Origin of the sequence: Actinoplanes sp. NPDC049316, from assembly GCF_040677315.1 — a bacterium.
Taxonomy (GTDB): Bacteria; Actinomycetota; Actinomycetes; order Mycobacteriales; family Micromonosporaceae; genus Actinoplanes.
The window spans coordinates 82,247-103,785 of the sequence record NZ_JBFAQM010000031.1 but is presented as its reverse complement, the minus strand read 5'-3'; the positions used below and the strand labels follow the sequence as shown (position 1 = coordinate 103,785).

Here is a 21,539-nt window from a genome sequence, read left to right as displayed (position 1 = left end):
CCATCCATTCGCCCACCCCGCGAACCGCGGGAGCGCAGAACGGGCGCGCCCCGGTTGCCGTTCGGTTCAGCCCACCGGAACCCTCAAGTCGCCCGGAACGGCTCGGTAGCGGCGTGATCACGCCCCTACCGAAGCCCTCAAGCCGACCGGATCAGCCGAACGAAGGCGGCGGGCTCGGAGCCGAGGACGGCTCGGTGCGAAGTCCCGGGCTGACCCGCACCGGCGGCCTCGGCCGCGCCGAACCCTTCGACGTCTCCGGCATTCCCTTCGGCAACCCGTCACTCCCGAGGGCCGGTTCGGGCGAGACCTCCGTCGACCGCGACGGCAAGGGAGTGCCGGGCTGCGACGGCGAGGGCGACGGGGGCTGTGACGGCGCGGGAGAGGCAGGCTGCGACGGTACGGTCGCAGCCGGCGGATTCGGTGCCGGCGCCGTCCCGTCCTCCCCCGGCGTCCGCACCGCCACGACACCGGCGATCAGCGCCAGCGTCGCCCCGCCCGCCAGCAGCCCGATCCAGGGCCAGGCCAGTCGTCGCGGCGGCCGTACGGTCGTCGCAGTCGGCGGCACGGCCGGCTGCAGGTCATCGGCCGTGACCGACAGCGCCCGCGCCGACAGGGCCGCGCGCAACCGGGCTTCGAGGTTCGTCATCGGCGTTCTCCCAGGAGGCCACGGAGGATGGTGAGGGCGCGGCTGGCGGTCGACTTGACCGTGCCACGGGACACGTGCAGGACGTCGGCGATCTCCTGCTCCGACAGCTCCGACCAGTAGCGCAGCACGAGAACCTGGCGTTGCCGTACGGTCAGCTCGCGCAGCGCCCCCAGCACCTCGCGGTCGCCGTCGGCCAGCAGCATCTGGTCCTCGGCCGCCGGCGCCGTGCCGGCCGGCGGCGGCACGTAGGCCCGCGCGGTCCGGCGGCGCCTGAGCGCGGAACGGGCGGCGTTCATCACGCCGGAGGTCAGATAAGCGTCCGGATCGGCGACGGTACGCAGGTCAGCCCCGTGCCGCCGGTACAGGGCGGCGAAGACGTCCTGCACGATGTCCTCGGCCGTCGCCAGGTCGTCGACCATGAGCAGCGCCAGACGTACCAGCCCGAGCCGCCGCGCGTGGTACAGCTCGTTGATCACCGGCAGCCCGGCGGGCGTCCCCGGGCCTCGGTGAGCCGTGCGGTCTCTCGAAACCGCCGGCCCGGACTGGGCGAGCGTGGACACGGTCGAGCGCAGCCGGCGCAGCAGCAGCGACGGCAACGGGATGGCGAGAATCATGGCGGGCCCTGCGGTCAGTGGGCGGTCCGGGTGCGTGACGGTACCCCGGCGGGGCCGGCGTGCGGGAGAGCCCGGGAGGGTGACGGCGCGGGCCGCGGCTCGCTCGCTGAGGGTGCCGGACGCGGGATGCTCGCGGACGGCGCCGGCCGGGGCTCGCTTGCCGAGGGCGTCGGGCCCGGCGTGCCCGCCGAGGGCGTCGGGCCCGGCACGCTCGCCGACGGCACCGGGGACGGCACGCTCCCCGACGGCACCGGGGACGGCACGCTCGCAGACGGCACCGGCCGGGGCGCGCTTGCCGACGGCACCGGGGACGGCCGCGCCGGGGAGGAGGCCGGCACGGGAGCGGGCCGCGGGCCGGAGTCGGCGAACGCGTTCGCGGCGTACGTCCCGCCCAGCGTGAGGGCTGCGGTGACGGCGGCGGTGCTGACGGCGGCGCGGGCGCTCAGGCGCATCGGATGGTCCTCCTGCGGCTCGGTGACGTGCTCTCGCAGGGAGGGACGCTTGGCGCGGCGAAAGGTTGGCGGGTATGCAGTGACGCCGGTCACAGATCGCCGCCGCCTAGACTGGCGGCGTGCAGCCTGCGATCCGCGCGTACCGTCCCGAGGACCTCGACACCGTCTACGACATCTGCGTGCGTACGGCGGACGCCGGCGGTGACGCCCGGGGGCAGTACTCCTCCGACCGGCTCATGGGCGACATCTTCGCCGCGCCGTACGTGATCCTCGAGCCGGAGCACGCACACGTCCTGGACGACGGCACGGGCACAGCGGTCGGCTACGTGCTGGGCACCGCCGACACGGCCCGTTTCGCCCAGCGCTACCGCGAGGAGTGGCTCCCGGCGACGGCCGACCGCTACCCGCTGCCGCAGGACCCGCCGGTCACGCCGGACGACCGCATGCTCGCACTGCACTATCACCCGGAACGCATGGTCTCGCCGGAGCTCGCGGAGTATCCCGCACACCTGCACATCGACCTGCTGCCGGACTGGCAGGGCAAGGGCTGGGGCCGCGGCCTGATCGGCGCGTTCCTGGCCGGGCTGCGCGCGGCCGGCGTGCCCCGGGTGCACCTGGGCATGGTGCCGACGAACACGTCGGCGCGGGCCTTCTACGACCGCCTGGGCTTCGTCGAGCTCTCGGTGCCGGGGGCGACCTCGGTGACGTTCCTGGGCCGCGACACGAGCCCGCTGTAGCTCTTCGCCCGCGGAGCGCGGCCCGGGCACGGCCCGAGCCCGCGGCCCGGGCACGGCCCGAGCCCGCTGAAGAGGGTGGCGGCGTCGCGGACGGGCGGCCCAAGGGGCAGGACACGACCCGAGCCCGAAGCAGCGGGCCGAGCCCCAAGCGGCGGGCCGAGCCCCAAGCGGCGGGCCGAGCCCCAAGCGGCGAGCCGAGCCCCAAGCGGCGGGCCGGGCGCGAAGCCCGGCCCACGCGCGGGCGAACCGTTACTCGCCCCGTCGCTGCCGCACCTTCGCGAGCGCCTCCGCCAGGATGGCCGCGCCGTCGGCGTCGGAGCGGCGCTCTTTCACGTACGCCAGGTGGGACTTGTACGGCTCGACGCGCAACCGGCCGGGCGGGTTGCCGCGGTCGAGGCCGGCGGGCTGGCCGCAGCGGACGCAGTCCCAGGTCTCCGGCGGGGTGACGTCGGCGGCGAAGCGGACGTCGACCTCGTGGCCGGCCGCGCACCAGTACGTCACCTCCCGTCGCGGGGCGGGTTCGCTGCGCTCGTCGGGGCGCATCGGGCTGGACCCGACGCGGCTGCCGCGGATCGCGCTGCCACTGGACACGGATGTCACTCCTGTCTTTCAGAGGCGTTTCTTCGCCGGGGAGAAACGGCGGAAGGAGCGGTAAAAAGAACCGCGCGACCCGGACGGACCGGACCGCGCGGCAGAGTTTACGACTCCTGAGGCGCCGGAGGAAAGCCCGGTCCAACCACCCACCCGCCACCCTCAAACGGACTGAAGGCTCGGGACCGGCGAACGGTAAGGAACCGGTCGTTAACAGTGTGTTTCAGCCTGCCTGCTGCAGCTTCAGCCAGAGGCCGAGGCCGACGATACAGGCGAACCACACGATGCCGACGAGGACGGTGTAGCGGTCGAGGTTCTTCTCCGCCACCGACGAACCGGCCAGGCTGGAGGTGACGCCGCCGCCGAACATGCTGGACATGCCGCCGCCCTTGCCGCGGTGCAGCAGGATCAGCAGCGTCAGCAGGATGCTGGTGATGACCAGCAACACGATCAACGTGTAGGCGAACGCGATCGGCATGGTGGGGTCAGTCCTCTCGAAGGGCACGGCAGCGCGAACCCACAATAGCGGTCCCGCGAAGAACGGGCCGCCCCAGGGGCGGCCCGGCATGAAGCCGAAGCGCGGAACCGGCAACCCGCGGGGCCGCCGGTTCCGCGACGAACGATCAGCGCTGGACGTGCTCGCGGAACCGGACGATCGAGGCGAACTCCTCGGCGTCCAGGCTCGCGCCGCCGATCAGCGCGCCGTCGACGTCCGGCTGCGCCATGATCGCGGCGATGTTCGCCGCCTTCACGGAGCCGCCGTACTGGATGCGCACCGCGTCGGCCGTCTCGGCGCCGTACTTCTCGGCGAGCCGCGCCCGGATGGCGCCGCACACCTCCTGCGCGTCGTCGGGGGTCGCGGTCTTGCCGGTGCCGATCGCCCAGACCGGCTCGTACGCGATGACGATGCTCTTGACCTGCTCGGCCTTGAGCCCGTCGAGGGCCGCGTCCAGCTGCGTGCAGCAGTGCGCGACGTGACCGGCGGCCTCGCGGATCTCGAGCCCCTCGCCCACGCACAGGATCGGCGTGAGCTCGTTGGCCAGCGCCGCCTTCACCTTGGCGTTGACCAGCGCGTCGTCCTCGTGGTGGTACTCGCGGCGCTCGGAGTGCCCGACCACCACGTACGAGCAGCCCAGCTTGGCGAGCATCGCGCCGGAGATCTCCCCGGTGTACGCGCCGCCCTTGTGCTGAGACAGGTCCTGGGCGCCGTACTTGATCTGCACCTTGTCGCCGTCGATCGCCGTCTGCACGCTGCGCAGGTCGGTGTACGGCGGCAGCACGACCGCCTCGACGTCGGTGAGCTGCTGCTCGGTGAGGCTGGCGGCCAGCTTCTGCACAAGGAGGATGGCCTCGAGGTGGTTGAGGTTCATCTTCCAGTTGCCGGCCATGATGGGCCGGCGGGTGACGTCAGCCATGGCTCAGCTCTCCAGTGCGGAAAGGCCCGGGAGGGTCTTGCCCTCGAGGTACTCCAGCGACGCGCCGCCACCGGTCGAGATGTGGCCGAAGCCGGACTCGTCGATGCCGAGCGTGCGCACGGCCGCGGCCGAGTCGCCGCCGCCGACCACGGAGAAGCCGTCGATCTTGGTGATCGCCTCGGCCACGCCCCGGGTGCCGGCCGCGAACGGCGCGAGCTCGAAGACGCCCATCGGCCCGTTCCAGAACACCGTCTTCGCCGACGAGATCGCCTCGGAGAACAGCGCCACGGACTGCGGGCCGATGTCCAGACCCAGCCGATCGGCCGGAATGTCCGAAACATCCACCACGTCATGCGCGGCGTCGGCCGAGAACTCGGAAGCCGCCACGACGTCGACGGGAAGCACGATCCGGCCCTCGGCCTGCGACAGCAGATCGGCGCAGGTGGAGATCATCTCCGACTCGAGCAGCGACTTACCCACCTCGTGGCCCTGGGCCTTGAGGAAGGTGAAGCACATGCCGCCGCCCACGAGCAGCTTGTCGACCTTCGGCAGCAGCGCCTGGATGACGGCGAGCTTGTCCGAGACCTTCGAGCCACCGAGCACCACCACGTACGGCTGCTCCGGCGACTCGGTGACCCGCTTGAGCACCTCGACCTCGCGCAGCACCAGGCCGCCGGCGTAGTGCGGCAGCCGGGCCGGGACGTCGTACACCGAGGCGTGCTTGCGGTGCACCGCGCCGAACGCGTCGTCGACGTAGTACTCGGCGAACGCGGCGAGCTTGTCCGCGAACCCGCCGCGCACGGCGTCGTCCTTCGACGTCTCACCCTCGTTGAAGCGCAGGTTCTCCAGGAGGAGCACCTGGCCGTCCTGCAGCGCGTCCACCGAGGCGGAGGCGGAGTCACCGATGGTGTCCTGGGCGAAGACCACCGGGTTGCCCAGCAGCTCGCCGAGGCGCGTGGCGACCGGCGCGAGCGTGAACTTGGGGTCGGGCGCGCCCTTGGGGCGGCCCAGGTGCGAGCACACGATCACGCGCGCGCCCGCGTCGCGCAGGGCGATCAGCGTCGGCAGCACCGCGCGGATGCGGCCGTCGTCGCTGATGACCGTGGGGTCCTTCTTGTCGAACGGGACGTTCAGGTCGGCGCGCACGAGCACGCGCCGACCCGAGACACCCTCGCCGAGCAGGTCGTCGAGAGTCTTCACGGAACTCAGCCGACCAGCTTGACCAGGTCGACGAGGCGGTTCGAGTAGCCCCACTCGTTGTCGTACCAGCCGACGACCTTGACCTGGTTGCCCATGACCCGGGTGAGGCCGGCGTCGAAGATGCAGGAGGCCGGGTCGGTGACGATGTCGGTCGACACGATCGGGTCCTCGGTGTAGGTCAGGAAGCCCTTGAGCGGGCCGTCCGCGGCGGCCTTGATGGCGCCGTTGATCTCGTCCACCGAGGTGTCCTTGCCGGCCTGGAAGGTCAGGTCGGTCGCCGAGCCGGTCGGGATCGGCACGCGCATCGCGAAGCCGTCCAGCTTGCCCTTGAGCTCCGGCAGCACCAGGCTGACGGCCTTGGCGGCACCGGTCGAGGTCGGCACCATGTTGAGGGCGGCGGCGCGGGCACGACGCAGGTCCTTGTGCGGGCCGTCCTGCAGGTTCTGGTCCTGCGTGTAGGCGTGGATCGTGGTCATCAGGCCACGCTCGATGCCGACCGTGTCGTTGAGCACCTTCGCCATCGGCGCGAGGCAGTTGGTGGTGCAGGACGCGTTCGAGATGATCGTGTGCTGCGCGGCGTCGTAGAGGTTGTCGTTGACGCCCATCACGATCGTGATGTCCTCGTTCTTGGCCGGCGCCGAGATGATGACCTTCTTCGCGCCCTTGTCGACGTGCGCCTTCGCCTTGGTGGCGTCGGTGAAGAAGCCGGTCGACTCGATGACGACGTCGGCGCCCAGGTCGCCCCACGGCAGGTTCTGCGGGTCGCGCTCGGCGAACGCCTTGAAGGTCTTGCCGGCCACGGTGATCTCGTCCGCGGTGGCCTTCACCTCGTGCGGCAGGCGGCCGAGGATGCTGTCGTACTTCAGCAGGTGCGCGAGCGTGGCGTTGTCGGTGAGGTCGTTCACGCCCACGATCTCGATGTCCGCACCGGAGGCGGCCACCGCCCGGAAGAAGTTGCGGCCGATACGGCCGAAGCCGTTGATGCCAACCCGGATGGTCACAGGTCGATCTCCTCGTTTCGGTCCGCCGGATTCTGCGACCGGCGGAGGTATTCGTGCCGACCAGTTCTCGGGGCCGGCTGTGACTGGGCCGTCGCGCTGTCAGGGAACCGCCGCGCTGGTAGGCGGCGTCCCCGGCGCGTCCGGCCGTGCTGCCCGGCACCGTCGCCGTCACCCAAGACCCTATCCGAGAAGGTGACCGCCCGTGCCGCCGGGGCGCGACCTGATCGTTACCTCAGGTCGTTTTGACGATCTTCATTCTTCGGTACGCGCACCGTGCGCGACAAAAGCACGAAGGCCCGAGCGCCCCCACCGGAAGGCCCGTCGCGGTCCGGGCCGTTGGCCCCTTCCGGGCTCGCCCGCGGGTCACTCGCCGGTCAGCCGCGTGGCCGCTCCAGCAGGCCCTCCAGCAGCGACAACGACTTCTCGATGTCCACCGCCGGATCGAGCAGCCACTGGGTCTGCAGGCCGTCCGAGGCGGCGATGATCAGCGCCGCCACCGCCTCCGGGGCCAGATCCGGCCGGATCCGGCCGGCCTCCTGCTCCTCGCGCACCCGGGCGGCCAGGATGCGGCGCAGCCCCTCGAAGCGGGCCGAGAAGAACGTCCGGGCCTCGTCGTGACCGTTCTCGAGGGCGCTCGCCACGAGCGTGGAGTACAGCTGCACCAGCCCCGGCACGCCGTGGTTGCGTCGCGCCGCGTGCGTCATCAGCCCGACCACGGACGAGCTCTCGGGCGCCGGGTCCTCGATGATCGACCGCTCCTCGGCCGCCCGGTACACCTCGATGAGCAGCTCCTCGCGGGAGGCGAAGTAGTGCTTGAGCGCCGCGTGCGACACCCCGATCGCCTCGCCGATCGCGCGCAGCGACGTGCCCTGCGCCCCGCGCTCGGCGAAGACCTCGATGGCCCGGTCCAGGATCTCGCGCCGGCGCCGTACGCCCTTCTCGTACGCGCCGCGCCGGTTGGGCTCGAGGGTGGTCTCCGGGGCGTCCGCCATCGCGTCATCGTAGGCGAACGAAAACTTCCGCATGGAGGTTTTCATTGTTACGCTTCGGTCATGACCGCCGACGCCACGCCGCCCCTGGACATCCCCGCCCTGCTCAGCGCTCCGTCCAACCACCCCGCCACCGCCCACAAGGGGACTGAAGGCTGCCTCACCCTGGACGAGAAAGCCGCGCTGCTCGACGGCGCCGACTTCTGGCGTACCCAGGCCGTCGAGCGGCTGGGCATCCCCTCCGTGATGGTCACCGACGGCCCGCACGGCCTGCGCAAGCAGGCGGGCGACTCCGACCACGTCGGGCTCAACGAGAGCGTGCCCGCGACCTGCTTCCCGCCGGCCGCCGGCCTCGCCTCGACCTGGGACACCGGCCTGCTCACCCGCATCGGGGAGGCGCTCGGCCGCGAGTGCCGCGCCGAGGAGGTCGCCGTGCTGCTCGGGCCGGGTATCAACATGAAGCGCTCGCCGCTGTGCGGGCGCAACTTCGAGTACTTCTCCGAGGACCCGCTGCTGGCCGGCGAGCTGGGCACCGCGATGGTCGCCGGCGTGCAGAGCCAGGGCATCGGCACGTCCCTCAAGCACTTCGCCGCGAACAACCAGGAGACCGCCCGCATGACGGTCTCCGCCGACGTCGACGAGCGGACGCTGCGCGAGATCTACCTGCCCGCCTTCGAGCGGGTGGTGACCGGGGCGCAGCCGTGGACCGTCATGTGCTCGTACAACCGGATCAACGGCACGTACGCCAGCGAGGACCGCTGGCTGCTCACCGAGGTCCTGCGCGACGAATGGGGCTTCGAGGGCCTGGTCGTGTCCGACTGGGGCGCCGTGAACCGCCGTGACGCCGCTGTCGCCGCGGGCCTCGACCTGGAGATGCCCTCGTCGGGCGGCGCCGGCACGAAGGTGATCCTCGACGCCGTACGCGCCGGCACGCTCAGCGAGAAGGACGTCGACCTCGCCGTCACCCGGGTCCTGGAGCTGCTCAACCGCGCCCTGCCCGCGCTCGCGCCGGGGCAGACCTTCGACGCGGACGCCCATCACGCGCTGGCCCGCGAGGCGGCCGCCGCCAGCGCGGTGCTGCTGAAGAACGACGACATCCTGCCGCTGGCGGCCACCGGTGGCACGGTCGCGGTGATCGGCGAGTTCGCCCGTACGCCGCGTTTCCAGGGCGCCGGTTCCTCGCAGGTCGACCCCACCCGGGTGGACACCGCGCTCGAGGCGCTCACCGCGGCGCTCGACGGCCGGCGCGAGGTCGTGTTCGCCCCCGGCTTCGTCATCGAGTCCGAGACAGCCGACCCGGCCCTCGTCGAGGAGGCCGTGACCGCCGCCGCGAGCGCCGAGGTCGTCGTGCTGTTCCTGGGCCTGCCGCCGGCGTACGAGTCGGAGGGCTACGACCGCGACCACATGGACCTGCCCCTCCACCAGATCGAGCTGCTCCACGCGGTCGCGGACGCGAACCCGCGGGTCGTGGTCGTGCTGTCCAACGGCTCGGCCGTCACCGTCGCCTCGTGGCAGGACCGCGCCCCGGCGATCCTCGAGGGCTGGCTGCTCGGCCAGGCGGGCGGCGCGGCCACCGCGGACCTGCTGCTCGGCACAGTCGCGCCCACGGGCAAGCTCGCCGAGACGATCCCGGTGCGCTACGAGGACAACCCGGCGCTCGGCAACTTCCCCGGCGAGCACGGCCACGTCCGGTACGGCGAAGGGCTGCTCATCGGCTACCGCTGGTACGACGCGCACCGGCTGCCGGTCGCGTACCCGTTCGGCCACGGGCTCTCGTACACCTCTTTCGCGTACGAGAATCTCGCCGTGGCCGTCGACGGCGACAGCGTCGAGGTCTCACTCACGGTGACCAACACCGGCCCGCGGGCCGGCAAGGAGACCGTCCAGGTGTACGTGACCGACCCGGAGGCGAGCGTCTTCCGGCCCGAGCAGGAGCTGCGCGGTTTCGCTCAGGTCGCCCTCGAAGCCGGGGAGAGCAAGCCGGTCACCGTACGGCTCGGGCACCGCGCCTTCGCCTACTGGCACCCGGCGCTGCGCCGCTGGACCGTCGAGGGCGGCACGTTCGGCATCCGCGTCGGCGCCTCCTCCCGGGACATCCGCCTCGCGACCACCGTCGAGCTGACCGGGGACGACGTGACCGCTCCCCTGACCCCGTCGGCGACCGTGGACGAGTGGCTCGCCCACCCCGCGGCCGGCCCCTGGCTGCGCGAGAGCCTCGGCGACGGCATGTTCCAGGCGATGCTGTTCGACCCGAAGAACGGCCAGATGATGCGTGCGATCCCGCTGCAGCGGCTGTCCCGCTTCCCCGGCTTCCCGGTCACCGAGCAGCAGGTCGACGACGCCGTCGCCCGGTTCTCCTGACGTGGTCGCCACCGCACCCGCCGGGCCCGCCGTCCAGGCCCGGCGGGCCCGCGTCGCCGTCGCCGCCGTCTTCCTCACCAACGGGGCGCTGTTCGCCAACCTCGTGCCGCGCTACCCCGAGGTGAAGGAAACCCTCGGCCTCAGCAACGCCCTGCTGGGCACGGCGCTCGCGGCGGCACCGCTGGGCGCCCTCACCGGCGGCCTGTTCGCCGGCGCGGTCATCCGCCTGATCCGCTCCGCCCGCGCCGGCGCGTGGGGCATCCCGCTGATCGCGGCCGGCTTCCTGCTCGTCGCGGTCGCACCCTCCTGGTGGGCCCTCGCCGCGGTGCTGTTCGTCGCGGGAGCGGCCGACGCGATCGTCGACGTCGCGCAGAACGCCCACGGCCTGCGCGTCCAGCGCCTGTACGGCCGTTCCATCGTCAACTCGTTCCACGGCGTCTGGAGCATCGGCGCGGTCCTCGGCGGCCTCATGGGCTCGGCGGCGGCCGGTTTGCGGATCCCGCTCGTGATCCACCTCGTCGTCGCCGGAGTGCTGTTCAGCACGGTGGCGCTGCTCGCGTACCGCTTCCTGCTGCCCGGCCCGGACGACACCGAACGCGAACCCGCCCCGGCGACCCGGCGCGCCTTCACCTCGGCCGCGGTGTGGATGCTCGCGGCCCTCGGCGGCCTGGCGTTGTTCGGTGCCCTGGTCGAGGACGCCGGCGCTTCCTGGGGCGCCCTGTTCCTCACCGAAGACCTGAGCGCCCCCGCGGCGACCGCAGGTCTCGCCTTCGTGGCCCTCCAGGTCGCCATGACGGTGGGCCGCCTCCTCGGCGACCGCGCGGTGGACCGCTTCGGCCAGCGTACGGTCACCCGCACCGGCGGGGCCGTGGCCGCGGCCGGCATGGGCTTCGCGCTGGCCTTCCCGTCGGTCGGTACGGCCCTCGCCGGCTTCGCACTGGCCGGCCTGGGCACGGCGACCCTCGTCCCGGCCGCGATGCACACCGCCGATGAGCTGCCCGGCCTCCCGCCGGGGGCGGGCCTGACCATCGTCAGCTGGGTGCTGCGGGTGGGCTTCCTGGCATCGCCGCCGCTGGTGGGGCTGGTCGCGGACCACAGCAGCCTGCGGGTGGGGTTGCTCAGCGTCGTGATCGCCGGGGTGGGGACGCTGATCCTGGGCCGGGTCCTGCTGAACCGGCCGGCGTCGCACTAGCACCGCCGGCCGGCGTGCCGGCCTGCCAGTCGGCGTGCCGGCCTGCCAGTCGGCGTGCCGGCCTGCCAGTCGGCGTGCCGGCCTGCCCGGCCGGCTTGCCGGGCCGTGCGTCAGGCTTGCCGGGCCGTGCGTCAGGCTTGCCGGGCCGTGCGTCAGGCCGGGATCAGCAGGCCATCATCTCCGGGGTGACCGCGGCCTCCGTGTCCGGGATGCCCAGGTCACGGGCGCGCTTGTCGGCCAGGGCGAGCAGCCGCCGGATCCGGCCGGCGATCGCGTCCTTGGTCAGCGGCGGGTCGGCGAGCGCGCCCAGTTCCTCCAGGCTGGCCTGCCGGTGCTCGAGGCGCAGCCGGCCCGCCGAGGTGAGATGGTTGGGCGCCTCGTCCGCGAGGATCTCCAGGGCCCGGGTCACGCGGGCCGCGGCAGCCACAGCCGCGCGGGCGGACCGGCGCAGGTTCGCGTCGTCGAAGTTGGCGAGGCGGTTGGCGGTCGCGCGGACCTCCCGGCGTACCCGTCGCTCCTCCCAGGCGAGCACGCTCGCGTGCGCCCCGATGCGGGTGAGCAGCGCGGCGATCGCGTCCCCGTCCTTGATCACGACCCGGTCGACGCCGCGCACCTCCCGCTCCTTGGCGGTGATGCCGATGCGCCGGGCGGCGCCGCGCAACGCGAGCGCGGCCTCCGGCCCGGGGCAGGTGATCTCCAGCGCGCTGGACCGGCCCGGCTCGGTGAGCGAGCCGTGCGCCATGAACGCTCCCCGCCACGCGGCGACGGCGCAGCAGACGTTCGCGGAGACCACGTGCGGGGGCAGGCCGCGTACGGGACGGCCACGGACGTCGAGCAGGCCGGTCTGCCGCGCGAGCGCCTCGCCGTCCTTGACGATGCGGACGATGTAGTGGCTGCCCTTGCGCAGCCCCCCGGAGGCCAGCACGTGCACCTCGCTGGGGTACCCGTACACGTCGGCGATCTCCCGGCGCAGCCGCCGCGCCACCGCGCCGGTGTCCAGCTCGGCCTCGACGACCACCCGGCCGGAGACGATGTGCAGGCCCCCGGCGAAGCGCAGCAGGGCGGCCATCTCCGCACGGCGGCAGCACGGCTTGGGTACGTCGACCCGGCTCAGCTCGTCCTTGACCGCTGCCGTCATCGCCATCTCGAAGTCACCTCATGCTTTGTCACGCGGTCTGTGCTCTGTCGTGCTGTCCAGCGGGTGGCCGGTCGACCCGTCACCGGGTCGCTGGCCGAGTAGCCGATCGACCCGTCACCGGGCCGGCGGCCGAGTAGCCGGTCGACCCGTCACCGGGCCGGCGACCGAGTAGCCGATCGACCCGTCACCGGGCCGGCGGCCGTGGCCGAGTCGCGGTGGCCGGCGGTCGCGTCTCGTGCGGAGAGCGCGGGTAGCCGGCCGTGCCGCCCGCAGCTCGCGCCGGGCCGTGCGCGCCTCACCGTGCTCGGGCGCCGACCCTCGCGCCGGTCGCCTGTCGCGGTTCGTGCTGTTCAGTTAGGTCGTGGTCACGGCGGTTGCTTGTCGTGGCCGGTGCGGTCCCGGTGGGTCCATGGTCATGCCAGTTGCTTAACGATCGGAGCCCAGGACGGGCACCAGCGCGGCGCCCAACGACTCAGGATCATGCCTGGGGCTGCCGTCCGCAACGGCCAAAGGGGCAAGCACCAGGCGCGCACCGAGCGCTCGCGCGGCCTGGTGCACCGGGTCGGGCTCGCCCACCCACTTGGCGTCGGCGAGCACGGTGTCGATGCGCAGCTCCGGCAGATACCAGTGCAGGGCCGCCAGGTGATCGGCCACGGAAAGCCCCAGCGTCTCGTTGTCGGCGGCCAGGTTCAGCGTCACCAGCCGGCGCGCCGGGCTCGCGACGACGGCATCGGCCAGCTCGGGCACCAGCAGGTGCGGGAGCACGCTCGTGTACCAGCTCCCCGGGCCGAAGATCAGCCAGTCGGCCTCGCGGATCGCGTCCAGCGCGGCGGGGCAGGCGGGCGGCGACGCGGGCACGATCCGTACGGCCTCGACATGCCCGCCGGCGACGGCGACGGCATGCTGCCCGCGTACGGTGACGACCTCGTCGGGCCGGCCCGGATCGCCCCCGCGCACGTCGGCCTCGATCCCGACGGCATGACAGGCCATGGGCAGCACCCGGCCCTGCGCCCCGACCATCGTCCCGGCGTGCCGCAGGGCCTCGACCGGGTCGTCCATGAGCTCCATGAGCCCGAGCAGCAGAAGATTCCCGACAGCGTGACCGGCGAGCGGATCGTGCTTGCCACCGAGCGCGGCGATCCGCCGGTCGGCACTCTCCCCGCTGGACGTGGGCGGGGCCTCTGCGTCCGAGCCACCGGCCGGTCTCGCTTCGTCGCGAGCATGGGCCACTGCGCGCCGGTCCGGGTTGCCGACCGGCGCGAACCGGTGCTGCATCAGCCGGACCATCACCTGGTGGGCCGGGTCGTCGTCGGCCAGCGCGGCCAGCGCCATCCGCAGGTCGCCGGGCGGCAGCTGGGCGTCCCGTTCCGCGCGCAGCCGTCCGCTGGAGCCGCCGTTGTCGCCGACCGTCACGACCGCGGTGATGTCGAGGTTCAGCGCCGGTTCGCAGCGCCGCAACGCCCGCAGCGAGGCCGCCAGCCCGTGCCCGCCGCCGAACGCCACCACTTTGATCGCCCGCCGCCCGCCGGCGCCGCTTCCCCGCCGGCCCGCTTCGCCGGGCGGGCCCGCTTGGGCCGGCGTCACTCCCGCCCCAGGTCGCGGTGGGAGGAGTGGGCGGACAGCCGGATGTCGCGCAGCCGGGCGGTCAGCTCCTCGGCGATCGCCACGCTGCGGTGCTTGCCGCCCGTGCAGCCCACCGCCACGGTGAGGTAGCGCTTACCCTCGCGTTCGAAGCCGGGCGCGGTCGCCGAGATGAGTTCGGCGTACGTGCCGACGAAGTCGCTGGCGCCTTCCTGGCCGAGCACGTACGTGCTGACGTCCTCCTCGAGGCCCGTGTGTTCACGCAGCTCCGGCACCCAGAACGGGTTCGGCAGGAACCGGGCGTCCAGCACGTAGTCGGCGTCGGGCGGCAGGCCGTACTTGAAGCCGAAGGACAGGACGGTGATCCGCAGCTTGCGGGCGTCCTCGCCGCCGAAGAGCTCCTCGACGCGGCGGCGGAGCTGGTTCACGTTGAGGTGACTGGTGTCGATGATCACGTCCGCCTGCTCGCGCGCCTCCTCGAGAAGCTTGCGTTCGGCGGCGATCCCGTCCGCGAGGCGCCCGTCGCCCTGCAACGGGTGGGAGCGGCGCACCGACTCGAAGCGCCGGATGAGCACCTCGTCGTCGGCGTCGACGAAGACCACGCGCGGCGAGAAGCCGCGGTCCTTGAGGGCGCGGACCGCCCCGGCGAGGTCGGTGGAGAAGGCCCTGCTGCGTACGTCCAGCACCATCGCCGTACGCCGGGCAGCGCCGCCGGCCTCGAACGCGAGCTGGGCCATGTCCAGCATCAGCGCCTGCGGCAGATTGTCGACGACATAGAAGCCGACGTTCTCCAGGGCGCGGGCGACCGTGCTGCGGCCGCCACCGGACACCCCGGTCACCACCACGAGGTCGGTCTGGGCCTCGTCGGGCGACGGCTCCGGAGCGAACTCCGGCATCGACTCGGTCACGCACTCCTCCTGCACCGCACAGCTCCGCCCCCTCCGGGCGGACACGCCATCCTAGGCCGACACGCCCACCGGATCCCGCCGGACGTCGTGTCCGGTAACCGATCAATCCGATCGGGCGCACCCCTTCGCCCGCCAGAGGGAACGGTCACACCGCTCACCCCTATTCCGCCGGTTGCTCCTGGTCACCGGCCGTGTCCGCGCCATCTCACCCCGGCGTCGCGCTCATCCCGTCCTGCCGACGACCCCATCGCCCTCGCGGACCGAAGCGTCGCCGACGTCACCTCCGGGCACCTCGCGTCCGCCGACACCACCTCCGGGCAGACCGGGACCGCCGGCACCACCTCCGAGGCCGCCTGGGCTGCCTGCCTGCGGGTCGGGCTCGCCCGGGCCTCCTGCCAGCGGATCGGGCTCGCCCGGGCTTCCTGCCGACGGGTCGGGCTCGCCGGCGCGATCGACGCCGTCGGCTGGGCGGTCGCCGGCCTCGTCGTCGGACCCCGCCGCGCGGGGGCGGGCCACGCGGGACCGGTTCGCCCCTGCTTTCGTACGGCCGGCGCCACCGCGCGGCACCGCCCCGGGGCTTCCCTCGCCCGGCCCCGCGCCCGGATCCTTGGCGGCCGTCTCCTTCTCCGGGGCCAGCGCCGCGAGCACCGCCTCGGCCGTACGCCGTCCCACCCCCGGCACCTCGGTGATCTCCTCCGGGCTCGCCTGCGCCAGGCGTTTCAGGGAGCCGAAGTGCCGCAGCAACGCCTTGCGCCGCGTCTCGCCCAGGCCGGGGATGTTGTCCAGCGCCGACGCCGTCATCCGCTTGGAACGCCGCTGCCGGTGGAACGTGATCGCGAACCGGTGTGCCTCGTCGCGGACGCGCTGCAGCAGGTACAACGCCTCCGACGTTCGGGGCAGGATGACCGGGAAGTCCTCGCCGGGCAGCCACACCTCCTCGAGGCGCTTCGCCAGCCCGCACAGGGCCACGTCGGTGATGCCGAGGTCGGACAGGACCGCGGCGACGGCGTTGACCTGCGGCTGCCCGCCGTCGACGACGACCAGCTGCGGCGGGTACGCGAACCGGCGCGGGCGGCCGGTCAGCGGGTCGATGCCGGGCAGGTCGTTCGTGGCCGGTCCACCGGCGCCGTCCGCTTCATCCACGACCGAGGCGGTCTCACCCCCGGCGGCGAGGGAGCCGTCGGCCCCAGCGAAGGCCGAGGAAGAGGCTGCGCGAAGCCCGGCCTCGGCGGAGGCGGAAAGCCCGGCCTCGGCGGAGGCGGAAAGCCCGGCCTCGGCGGAGGCGGAAAGCCCGGCCTCGGCGGAGGCGGAAAGCCCGGCCTCGTCGCCCAGCCCCGGGTCGGAGGACGCCAGCTCCTCGGCGGTCGGCTCGGACTCGACGGGCTCGTCGGCGGAGTGGGCGCGGTAGCGGGCGAACCGGCGCCGCATCACCTCGCTCATCGCGGCGAGGTCGTCGGTGCCGCTGCCGTCCGGGTTGCCGCGGACGGCGAAGCGGCGGTATTCGCTCTTGCGGGCCAGGCCGTCCTCGAAGACCACCATGCTGGCGACCACGTCGGTGCCCTGGATCTGGGAGACGTCGAAGCATTCGATGCGCAGCGGTGCGGTGTCCATGCCGAGCGCCTCGGCGATCTCGTCCAGCGCCTTGCTGCGGGTGGTGAGGTCGCCGGCGCGGCGCAGCTTGTGGCGGGCCAGCGACTCCCCCGCGTTGCGCGCCACCGTCTCGAGCAGGGAGCGTTTGTCGCCGCGCTGGGGGACGCGCAGGCTCACGCGGCTGCCGCGGCGGTCGGAGAGCCAGTTCTCCAGGGCGGCGGCGTCCGGTGGCAGGGCCGGCACGAGGAGCTCCTTGGGGACGTCGCCCTCGCCGTGCTCGTCGCCGTACACCTGGGTGCAGAAGTGGTGGACCAGGTCGCCGGTCGTCAGGTCCTCGACCTTCTCGACCACCCAGCCGCGCTGGCCGCGGACGCGGCCGTCACGGACGTGGAAGACCTGGACCGCGGCCTCGAGCGGGTCCTCGGCGAAGGCGACGACGTCGGCGTCGGTGCCGTCGCCGAGCACGACGGTCTGCTTCTCCATCGCCCGGCGCAGCGCCGCGATGTCGTCGCGCAGCCGGGCGGCCTTCTCGAACTCCAGCTGCTCGGAGGCGTCGAGCATGTCGCGCTCGAGCCGTTTGACGAACGCGTCCGTGCGGCCGGCCATGAAGTCGCAGAAGTCGTCGACGATCGCTCGGTGTTCCTCGGCGCTGACCGAACCGACGCAGGGAGCCGAACACTTGCCGATGTAGCCGAGCAGGCACGGGCGACCGATCTGACCGGCCCGTTTGAAGACGCCGGCCGAGCAGGTGCGCGCCGGGAAGACCCGCAGCAGCAGGTCGAGCGTCTCCCGGATCGCCCAGGCATGACTGTACGGCCCGAAGTAGCGCACGCCCTTGCGCTTGGCGCCCCGCATGACCTGCAGCCGGGGGAACTCCTCGTTGAGGGTCACGGCGAGGAACGGGTACGACTTGTCGTCGCGGTACTTGACGTTGAACCGCGGATCGAACTCCTTGATCCACAGGAACTCGAGCTGCAGCGCCTCGACCTCGCTGCCGACCGTGACCCAGTCGACGCCGGCCGCGGTGGTGACCATCTGCTGCGTGCGCGGGTGCAGGCCCCACGTGTCGGCGAAGTAGGAATTCAGCCGGTTGCGCAGGCTCTTGGCCTTGCCGACGTAGATGACGCGGCCGCTCGGATCACGGAAGCGGTAGACGCCCGGGGCGTCCGGAATGGTCCCGGGCGCCGGGCGGTAGCTGGACGGGTCAGGCACGATTCCACCCTAGTGCGGACCCCTGACATGATTACCCGACCGGAGGTCCGTTGCCGCCGCCACGGCGTCGGGCCTCCGGCCGGGACGAACAGGGACCGGCCGGTGCCGGCAGGGGTGTGGCGGCCGCGGCGCGCTCGCCGCGGTGGCCACCACGGGCCGGTCCCCCGCTCTCAGGCGGCGACGATGTCGTCGCCGTCCAGCTTGACCTCCGTCTGCGGCAGGGGCTTCTTCGCCGGGCCGCCGGTCGGGGATCCGTCCACGATGGAGAAAGTGCTGTTGTGGCAGGGGCAGGTGATGACACGGCCGTCGACCTTGCTCACCGGGCAGCCCTGGTGCGTACAGATCTTGCTGAACGCCTTGTAGAGGCCCTTCTGCGGCTGGGTGATCACGTAGTCGCCCTTGATCACGCCGCCGCCCTCCGGCACGTCCGCGGCCGCCACGAGCGTCTTCCCGCCGCCGGACGAACCCTTGCCGGTCGAACCGGTGCCGCCCGCGTCCGCGCCGGCACTCCCCGCCGGGACGGGGTCGTTGGTGAAGTCGCCGCCGTTCGCGCCGTTGGCGCCGCCGCTGGTGTCCGTACCGCAAGCGGCGAGGAGGCACCCGGCGCCGAGTGCCCCGGCCCCTGCGAGTACGACGCGCCGAGAGGCGACCGCGCCCGCGGCGACAGCCGGCTCGTCGGTGCCCGTGGTCTCGGCGTCGGGCCTCGTCTGCACGTCAGTCATGTCTTCGCCAAACCCTTCCACGTGCCCTGGTCCGCGCGCTTGCGTCACGCGGCGTCGCATCTACATACGCGCGGCCCTCGGATGTGGTTCATGGGCGCAGGAGGAAATTGTCGGCGCGGAACTGCCGATTTCCAGCGGTTCGCCCCCGCCGCATGGCAGCACCGAACCGTTTCCGCAGCACAACCGGCGACCGACGCGGTAGCTGTGAGTTACCTGTGACGGTAGGTTTCTACACCGCCGCCTTGGCCCGCGCCCGGGAGGCCCGGGGCTTCACCGCCGCCTTCGCGGTCCCGTTCGCCTTCGCCGCGCGTGCGACGGCGGCATCCGCGCCCGCCGGTTTCCCGGTGAGCCCCAGCATGGGCCGCAGGAACTGGCCGGTGTGGCTTTCCGCGACCTCCGCCAGTTCCTCCGGCGTGCCGGTCGCGAGCACCAGGCCACCCTTGCTGCCGCCCTCGGGGCCCATGTCGATGAGCCAGTCGGCCGTCTTGATCACGTCGAGGTTGTGCTCGATGGTGATGACGGTGTTGCCCTTGTCGACCAGGCCGTTGAGGACGAGCAGCAGCTTGCGGATGTCCTCGAAGTGCAGGCCCGTGGTGGGCTCGTCGAGGACGTACACGGTGCGGCCGGTGGAGCGCTTCTGCAGCTCGGAGGCGAGCTTGACGCGCTGGGCCTCGCCGCCGGAGAGGGTCGGCGCGGGCTGGCCGAGGCGTACGTAGCCCAGGCCCACGTCGACCAGCGTGCGCAGGTGGCGGTGGATCGCGGGGATGGCGGAGAAGAAGTCCGCGGCCTCCTCGATCGGCATCTCCAGCACCTCGGAGATGGTCTTGCCCTTGTAGTGCACCTCGAGCGTCTCGCGGTTGTAGCGGGCGCCCTTGCAGACCTCGCAGGGGACGTACACGTCGGGCAGGAAGTTCATCTCGATCTTGATCGTGCCGTCGCCGGAGCAGTTCTCGCAGCGGCCGCCCTTGACGTTGAACGAGAACCGGCCGGGGCCGTACCCGCGGACCTTCGCCTCGGTGGTCTCCGCGAACAGCTTGCGGATGTTGTCGAAGACCCCGGTGTAGGTAGCGGGGTTGGAGCGCGGGGTGCGCCCGATCGGCGACTGGTCGACGCCGACCACCTTGTCGACGTGCTCGAGGCCGGTGATGCGGGTGTGCCGGCCGGGGACCATCCGGGCGCCGTTGATCTGGTTGGCCAGCACGGTGTAAAGGATGTCGTTGACCAGCGTGGACTTGCCGGAGCCGCTGACCCCGGTGACCGCGATGAACTGCCCGAGCGGGAAGTTCACCGTCAGGTTGCGCAGGTTGTGCTCGCGGGCGCCCTGCACCACCAGCTCGCGGCCGGGCGTCTGCGGCCGGCGGGTGGCCGGCGTCGGGATCTTCTTGCGGCCCGACAGGTACGCCCCCGTGGGCGACTGCTTGTTGGCCAGCAGCCCCTTGACCGACCCGCTGTGCACGATCTGGCCGCCGTGCTCGCCGGCGCCGGGGCCGATGTCGACGATCCAGTCGGCGGTGCGGATGGTGTCCTCGTCGTGCTCGACGACGATCAGCGTGTTGCCGAGGTTCTTGAGCCGGACCAGCGTCTCGATCAGCCGGTGGTTGTCCCGCTGGTGCAGGCCGATCGACGGCTCGTCCAGCACGTACAGCACGCCGACCAGGCCGGAGCCGATCTGCGTGGCGAGGCGGATGCGCTGGGCCTCGCCGCCGGAGAGGGTGCCGGCGCCGCGGTCGAGCGACAGGTAGTCCAGGCCGACGTCGACGAGGAAGCGCAGCCGGGCGTTGATCTCCTTGAGCACCCGCTCGGCGATCATCTTCTGCCGGTCGTCGAGCTCCAGCCCGGCGAGCAGCTCCGCGCACTCGCCCACCGACAGGTTGCAGACCTCGGCGATGCTCTTGCCCGAGATCGTGACGGCCAGCACCTCGGGCTTGAGCCGCGCGCCACCGCAGGTCGGGCACGGGATGTCGCGCATGTAGCCCTCGTACTTGTCGCGCGACCAGTCGCTCTCGGTGTCGTTGTGCCGGCGCTCGATCCACTGCACCACGCCCTCGAAGCCGGTGTAGTAGGAGCGCTCGCGGCCGTACTTGTTTCGGTAGCGGACGTGGACCTGGTCCTCGGAGCCGTACAGGATCGTCTTCTGCGCGCGGCTGGGCAGCGCCCGCCACGGGGTGTCGACGCTGAAACCCTCCGCCTTGCCGAGGGCCTCCAGCAGGCGCAGGAAATACTCCAGGGTCGAGCCGCCGGACCACGGCTGGACGGCGCCCTCGCGCAGGCTGCGCTCCTCGTCCGGGATGATCAGCTCGGGGTCGACCTCCTTCTTGGTGCCCAGGCCGGTGCACTCCGGGCAGGCGCCGTAGGGCGCGTTGAAGGAGAACACCCGGGGCTCGAGGTCCTCGATGGCGAGCGGGTGGTCGTTGGGGCAGGCGAGGTGCTCGGAGAACCGCCGCTCGCGGCCGGGGTCGTCCTCGGGCAGGTCCACGAAGTCGAGCAGCACGATGCCGCCGGACAGGGCCAGGGTGGCCTCGACGGAGTCGGTCAGGCGCTGCTTGCTGCTCGCCTTGACGCTGAGCCGGTCGACGACCACCTCGATGGTGTGCTTCTCCTGCTTCTTGAGCTTCGGCGGCTCGGAGAGCGGGTGCACCACGCCGTCGACCCGGGCCCGGGCGTAGCCCTTGGCCTGCAGCTCGGCGAAGAGGTCGACGTACTCACCCTTGCGGCCGCGCACGACCGGGGCGAGGACCATGAACCGGGTGCCCTCCGGCATCGCGAGGACCCGGTCGACGATCTGCTGGGGGCTCTGCTTGCTGATCCGCTCGCCGCAGACCGGGCAGTGCGGGATGCCGGTGCGCGCGAACAGCAGGCGGAGGTAGTCGTACACCTCGGTGATCGTGCCGACGGTCGAGCGGGGGTTGCGCGAGGTCGACTTCTGGTCGATCGAGACGGCCGGGGACAGGCCCTCGATGAAGTCGACGTCGGGCTTGTCCATCTGGCCGAGGAACTGCCGCGCGTACGACGACAGCGACTCGACGTAGCGCCGCTGCCCCTCGGCGAAGATCGTGTCGAAGGCGAGGCTGGACTTGCCCGAGCCGCTGAGCCCGGTGAACACGATCATGGCGTCGCGGGGCAGGTCGAGGTTGACGTCGCGCAGGTTGTGCTCCCGCGCGCCGCGGATGATCAGTCGGTCGGCCACAGC

Annotated in this window: 16 protein-coding genes and 1 pseudogene; 3 read left to right on the top strand and 14 right to left on the bottom strand. The window is 72.5% G+C overall.

The genetic code is table 11. From position 1 onward, the window contains the following. Positions 1-151: 151 nt before the first annotated feature. Together AB0K03_RS33950 and AB0K03_RS33945 are read right to left on the bottom strand one after the other, a co-directional pair. Positions 152-646 carry a hypothetical protein gene (locus AB0K03_RS33950; RefSeq protein WP_364693666.1) on the bottom strand — a complete coding sequence of 165 codons (495 nt, stop codon included), beginning with the start codon at positions 644-646 and terminating at the stop codon, positions 152-154. Further along, positions 643-1,260: a sigma-70 family RNA polymerase sigma factor gene (locus AB0K03_RS33945; protein ID WP_364693663.1), complete on the bottom strand. Its 618-nt coding sequence runs from the start codon at positions 1,258-1,260 to the stop codon at positions 643-645. The genes AB0K03_RS33950 and AB0K03_RS33945 overlap by 4 nt, the downstream gene beginning before the upstream one ends. Positions 1,261-1,831: 571 nt before the next feature. Here AB0K03_RS33945 and AB0K03_RS33940 point away from each other — a divergent pair. Beyond that, positions 1,832-2,449 carry a GNAT family N-acetyltransferase gene (locus tag AB0K03_RS33940; RefSeq protein ID WP_364693660.1) on the top strand — a complete coding sequence of 206 codons (618 nt, stop codon included), beginning with the start codon at positions 1,832-1,834 and terminating at the stop codon, positions 2,447-2,449. A gap of 249 nt (positions 2,450-2,698) precedes the next feature. Here the strand turns inward: AB0K03_RS33940 and AB0K03_RS33935 are convergent, their stop codons facing one another. The 6 genes from AB0K03_RS33935 to AB0K03_RS33910 all read right to left on the bottom strand — a co-directional run bounded on the left by AB0K03_RS33935 (position 2,699) and on the right by AB0K03_RS33910 (position 7,648). Further along, on the bottom strand, positions 2,699-3,040 hold the full coding sequence (locus AB0K03_RS33935) for an RNA polymerase-binding protein RbpA (protein ID WP_364693657.1): 342 nt from the start codon (positions 3,038-3,040) through the stop codon (positions 2,699-2,701). 223 nt (positions 3,041-3,263) lie between these two features. Further along, positions 3,264-3,518 carry a preprotein translocase subunit SecG gene (secG, locus tag AB0K03_RS33930; RefSeq protein WP_199514547.1) on the bottom strand — a complete coding sequence of 85 codons (255 nt, stop codon included), beginning with the start codon at positions 3,516-3,518 and terminating at the stop codon, positions 3,264-3,266. Between the two features lie 145 nt (positions 3,519-3,663). Then, positions 3,664-4,455, bottom strand: coding sequence for a triose-phosphate isomerase (tpiA, locus tag AB0K03_RS33925; protein ID WP_364693653.1), 792 nt, complete (start codon positions 4,453-4,455; stop codon positions 3,664-3,666). A gap of 3 nt (positions 4,456-4,458) precedes the next feature. Then, a complete protein-coding gene (locus AB0K03_RS33920; protein ID WP_364693650.1) occupies positions 4,459-5,655 on the bottom strand; it encodes a phosphoglycerate kinase in 1,197 nt (398 codons plus the stop codon). A gap of 5 nt (positions 5,656-5,660) precedes the next feature. Next, the gene (gap, locus tag AB0K03_RS33915; protein WP_364693647.1) at positions 5,661-6,656 is read right to left on the bottom strand and encodes a type I glyceraldehyde-3-phosphate dehydrogenase; all 996 of its coding nucleotides are present in this window, start codon (positions 6,654-6,656) and stop codon (positions 5,661-5,663) included. 374 nt (positions 6,657-7,030) lie between these two features. Beyond that, complete coding sequence (locus tag AB0K03_RS33910) at positions 7,031-7,648, bottom strand: TetR/AcrR family transcriptional regulator (protein WP_364693644.1); 618 nt, start codon at positions 7,646-7,648, stop codon at positions 7,031-7,033. 60 nt (positions 7,649-7,708) lie between these two features. Here AB0K03_RS33910 and AB0K03_RS33905 point away from each other — a divergent pair, with 60 nt between their 5' ends. Further along, complete coding sequence (locus AB0K03_RS33905) at positions 7,709-10,006, top strand: glycoside hydrolase family 3 C-terminal domain-containing protein (protein ID WP_364693641.1); 2,298 nt, start codon at positions 7,709-7,711, stop codon at positions 10,004-10,006. A 1-nt stretch (position 10,007) separates the two neighbouring features. Beyond that, a complete protein-coding gene (locus AB0K03_RS33900; protein WP_364693638.1) occupies positions 10,008-11,198 on the top strand; it encodes an MFS transporter in 1,191 nt (396 codons plus the stop codon). A 163-nt stretch (positions 11,199-11,361) separates the two neighbouring features. Here AB0K03_RS33900 and whiA read toward each other — a convergent pair whose 3' ends face one another. From whiA to uvrA, 6 genes and pseudogenes are all read right to left on the bottom strand, one after another. Continuing rightward, the gene (gene whiA / locus AB0K03_RS33895) at positions 11,362-12,342 is read right to left on the bottom strand and encodes a DNA-binding protein WhiA (RefSeq protein WP_130511592.1); all 981 of its coding nucleotides are present in this window, start codon (positions 12,340-12,342) and stop codon (positions 11,362-11,364) included. 420 nt (positions 12,343-12,762) lie between these two features. Next, on the bottom strand, positions 12,763-13,848 hold the full coding sequence (locus AB0K03_RS33890) for a 2-phospho-L-lactate transferase CofD family protein (RefSeq protein WP_364693693.1): 1,086 nt from the start codon (positions 13,846-13,848) through the stop codon (positions 12,763-12,765). A 68-nt stretch (positions 13,849-13,916) separates the two neighbouring features. Continuing rightward, positions 13,917-14,813, bottom strand: a complete 897-nt coding sequence (gene rapZ / locus AB0K03_RS33885) for an RNase adapter RapZ (RefSeq protein WP_364693690.1) — start codon at positions 14,811-14,813, stop codon at positions 13,917-13,919. Positions 14,814-15,452: 639 nt separating this feature from the next. Further along, positions 15,453-17,627 (bottom strand): annotated as a pseudogene (gene uvrC, locus AB0K03_RS33880) (excinuclease ABC subunit UvrC); the annotation flags it as partial. Between the two features lie 170 nt (positions 17,628-17,797). Next, entirely contained in the window at positions 17,798-18,349 is a 552-nt protein-coding gene (locus tag AB0K03_RS33875) for a Rieske (2Fe-2S) protein (RefSeq protein WP_364693635.1), read from the bottom strand. A gap of 229 nt (positions 18,350-18,578) precedes the next feature. After that, complete coding sequence (gene uvrA / locus AB0K03_RS33870; protein ID WP_364693633.1) at positions 18,579-21,536, bottom strand: excinuclease ABC subunit UvrA; 2,958 nt, start codon at positions 21,534-21,536, stop codon at positions 18,579-18,581. Positions 21,537-21,539 lie beyond the last annotated feature (3 nt).

Excerpts from the sequence above, each read along its gene's own strand:
- AB0K03_RS33950 (WP_364693666.1), bottom strand. The coding sequence starts at position 646 with ATGACGAACCTCGAAGCCCGGTTGCGCGCGGCCCTGTCGGCGCGGGCG.
- AB0K03_RS33945 (WP_364693663.1), bottom strand. The coding sequence starts at position 1,260 with ATGATTCTCGCCATCCCGTTGCCGTCGCTGCTGCTGCGCCGGCTGCGC.
- secG (WP_199514547.1), bottom strand. The coding sequence starts at position 3,518 with ATGCCGATCGCGTTCGCCTACACGTTGATCGTGTTGCTGGTCATCACC.
- tpiA (WP_364693653.1), bottom strand. The coding sequence starts at position 4,455 with ATGGCTGACGTCACCCGCCGGCCCATCATGGCCGGCAACTGGAAGATG.
- AB0K03_RS33910 (WP_364693644.1), bottom strand. The coding sequence starts at position 7,648 with ATGGCGGACGCCCCGGAGACCACCCTCGAGCCCAACCGGCGCGGCGCG.
- AB0K03_RS33905 (WP_364693641.1), top strand. The coding sequence starts at position 7,709 with ATGACCGCCGACGCCACGCCGCCCCTGGACATCCCCGCCCTGCTCAGC.
- whiA (WP_130511592.1), bottom strand. The coding sequence starts at position 12,342 with ATGGCGATGACGGCAGCGGTCAAGGACGAGCTGAGCCGGGTCGACGTA.
- rapZ (WP_364693690.1), bottom strand. The coding sequence starts at position 14,813 with ATGCCGGAGTTCGCTCCGGAGCCGTCGCCCGACGAGGCCCAGACCGAC.
- AB0K03_RS33875 (WP_364693635.1), bottom strand. The coding sequence starts at position 18,349 with ATGACTGACGTGCAGACGAGGCCCGACGCCGAGACCACGGGCACCGAC.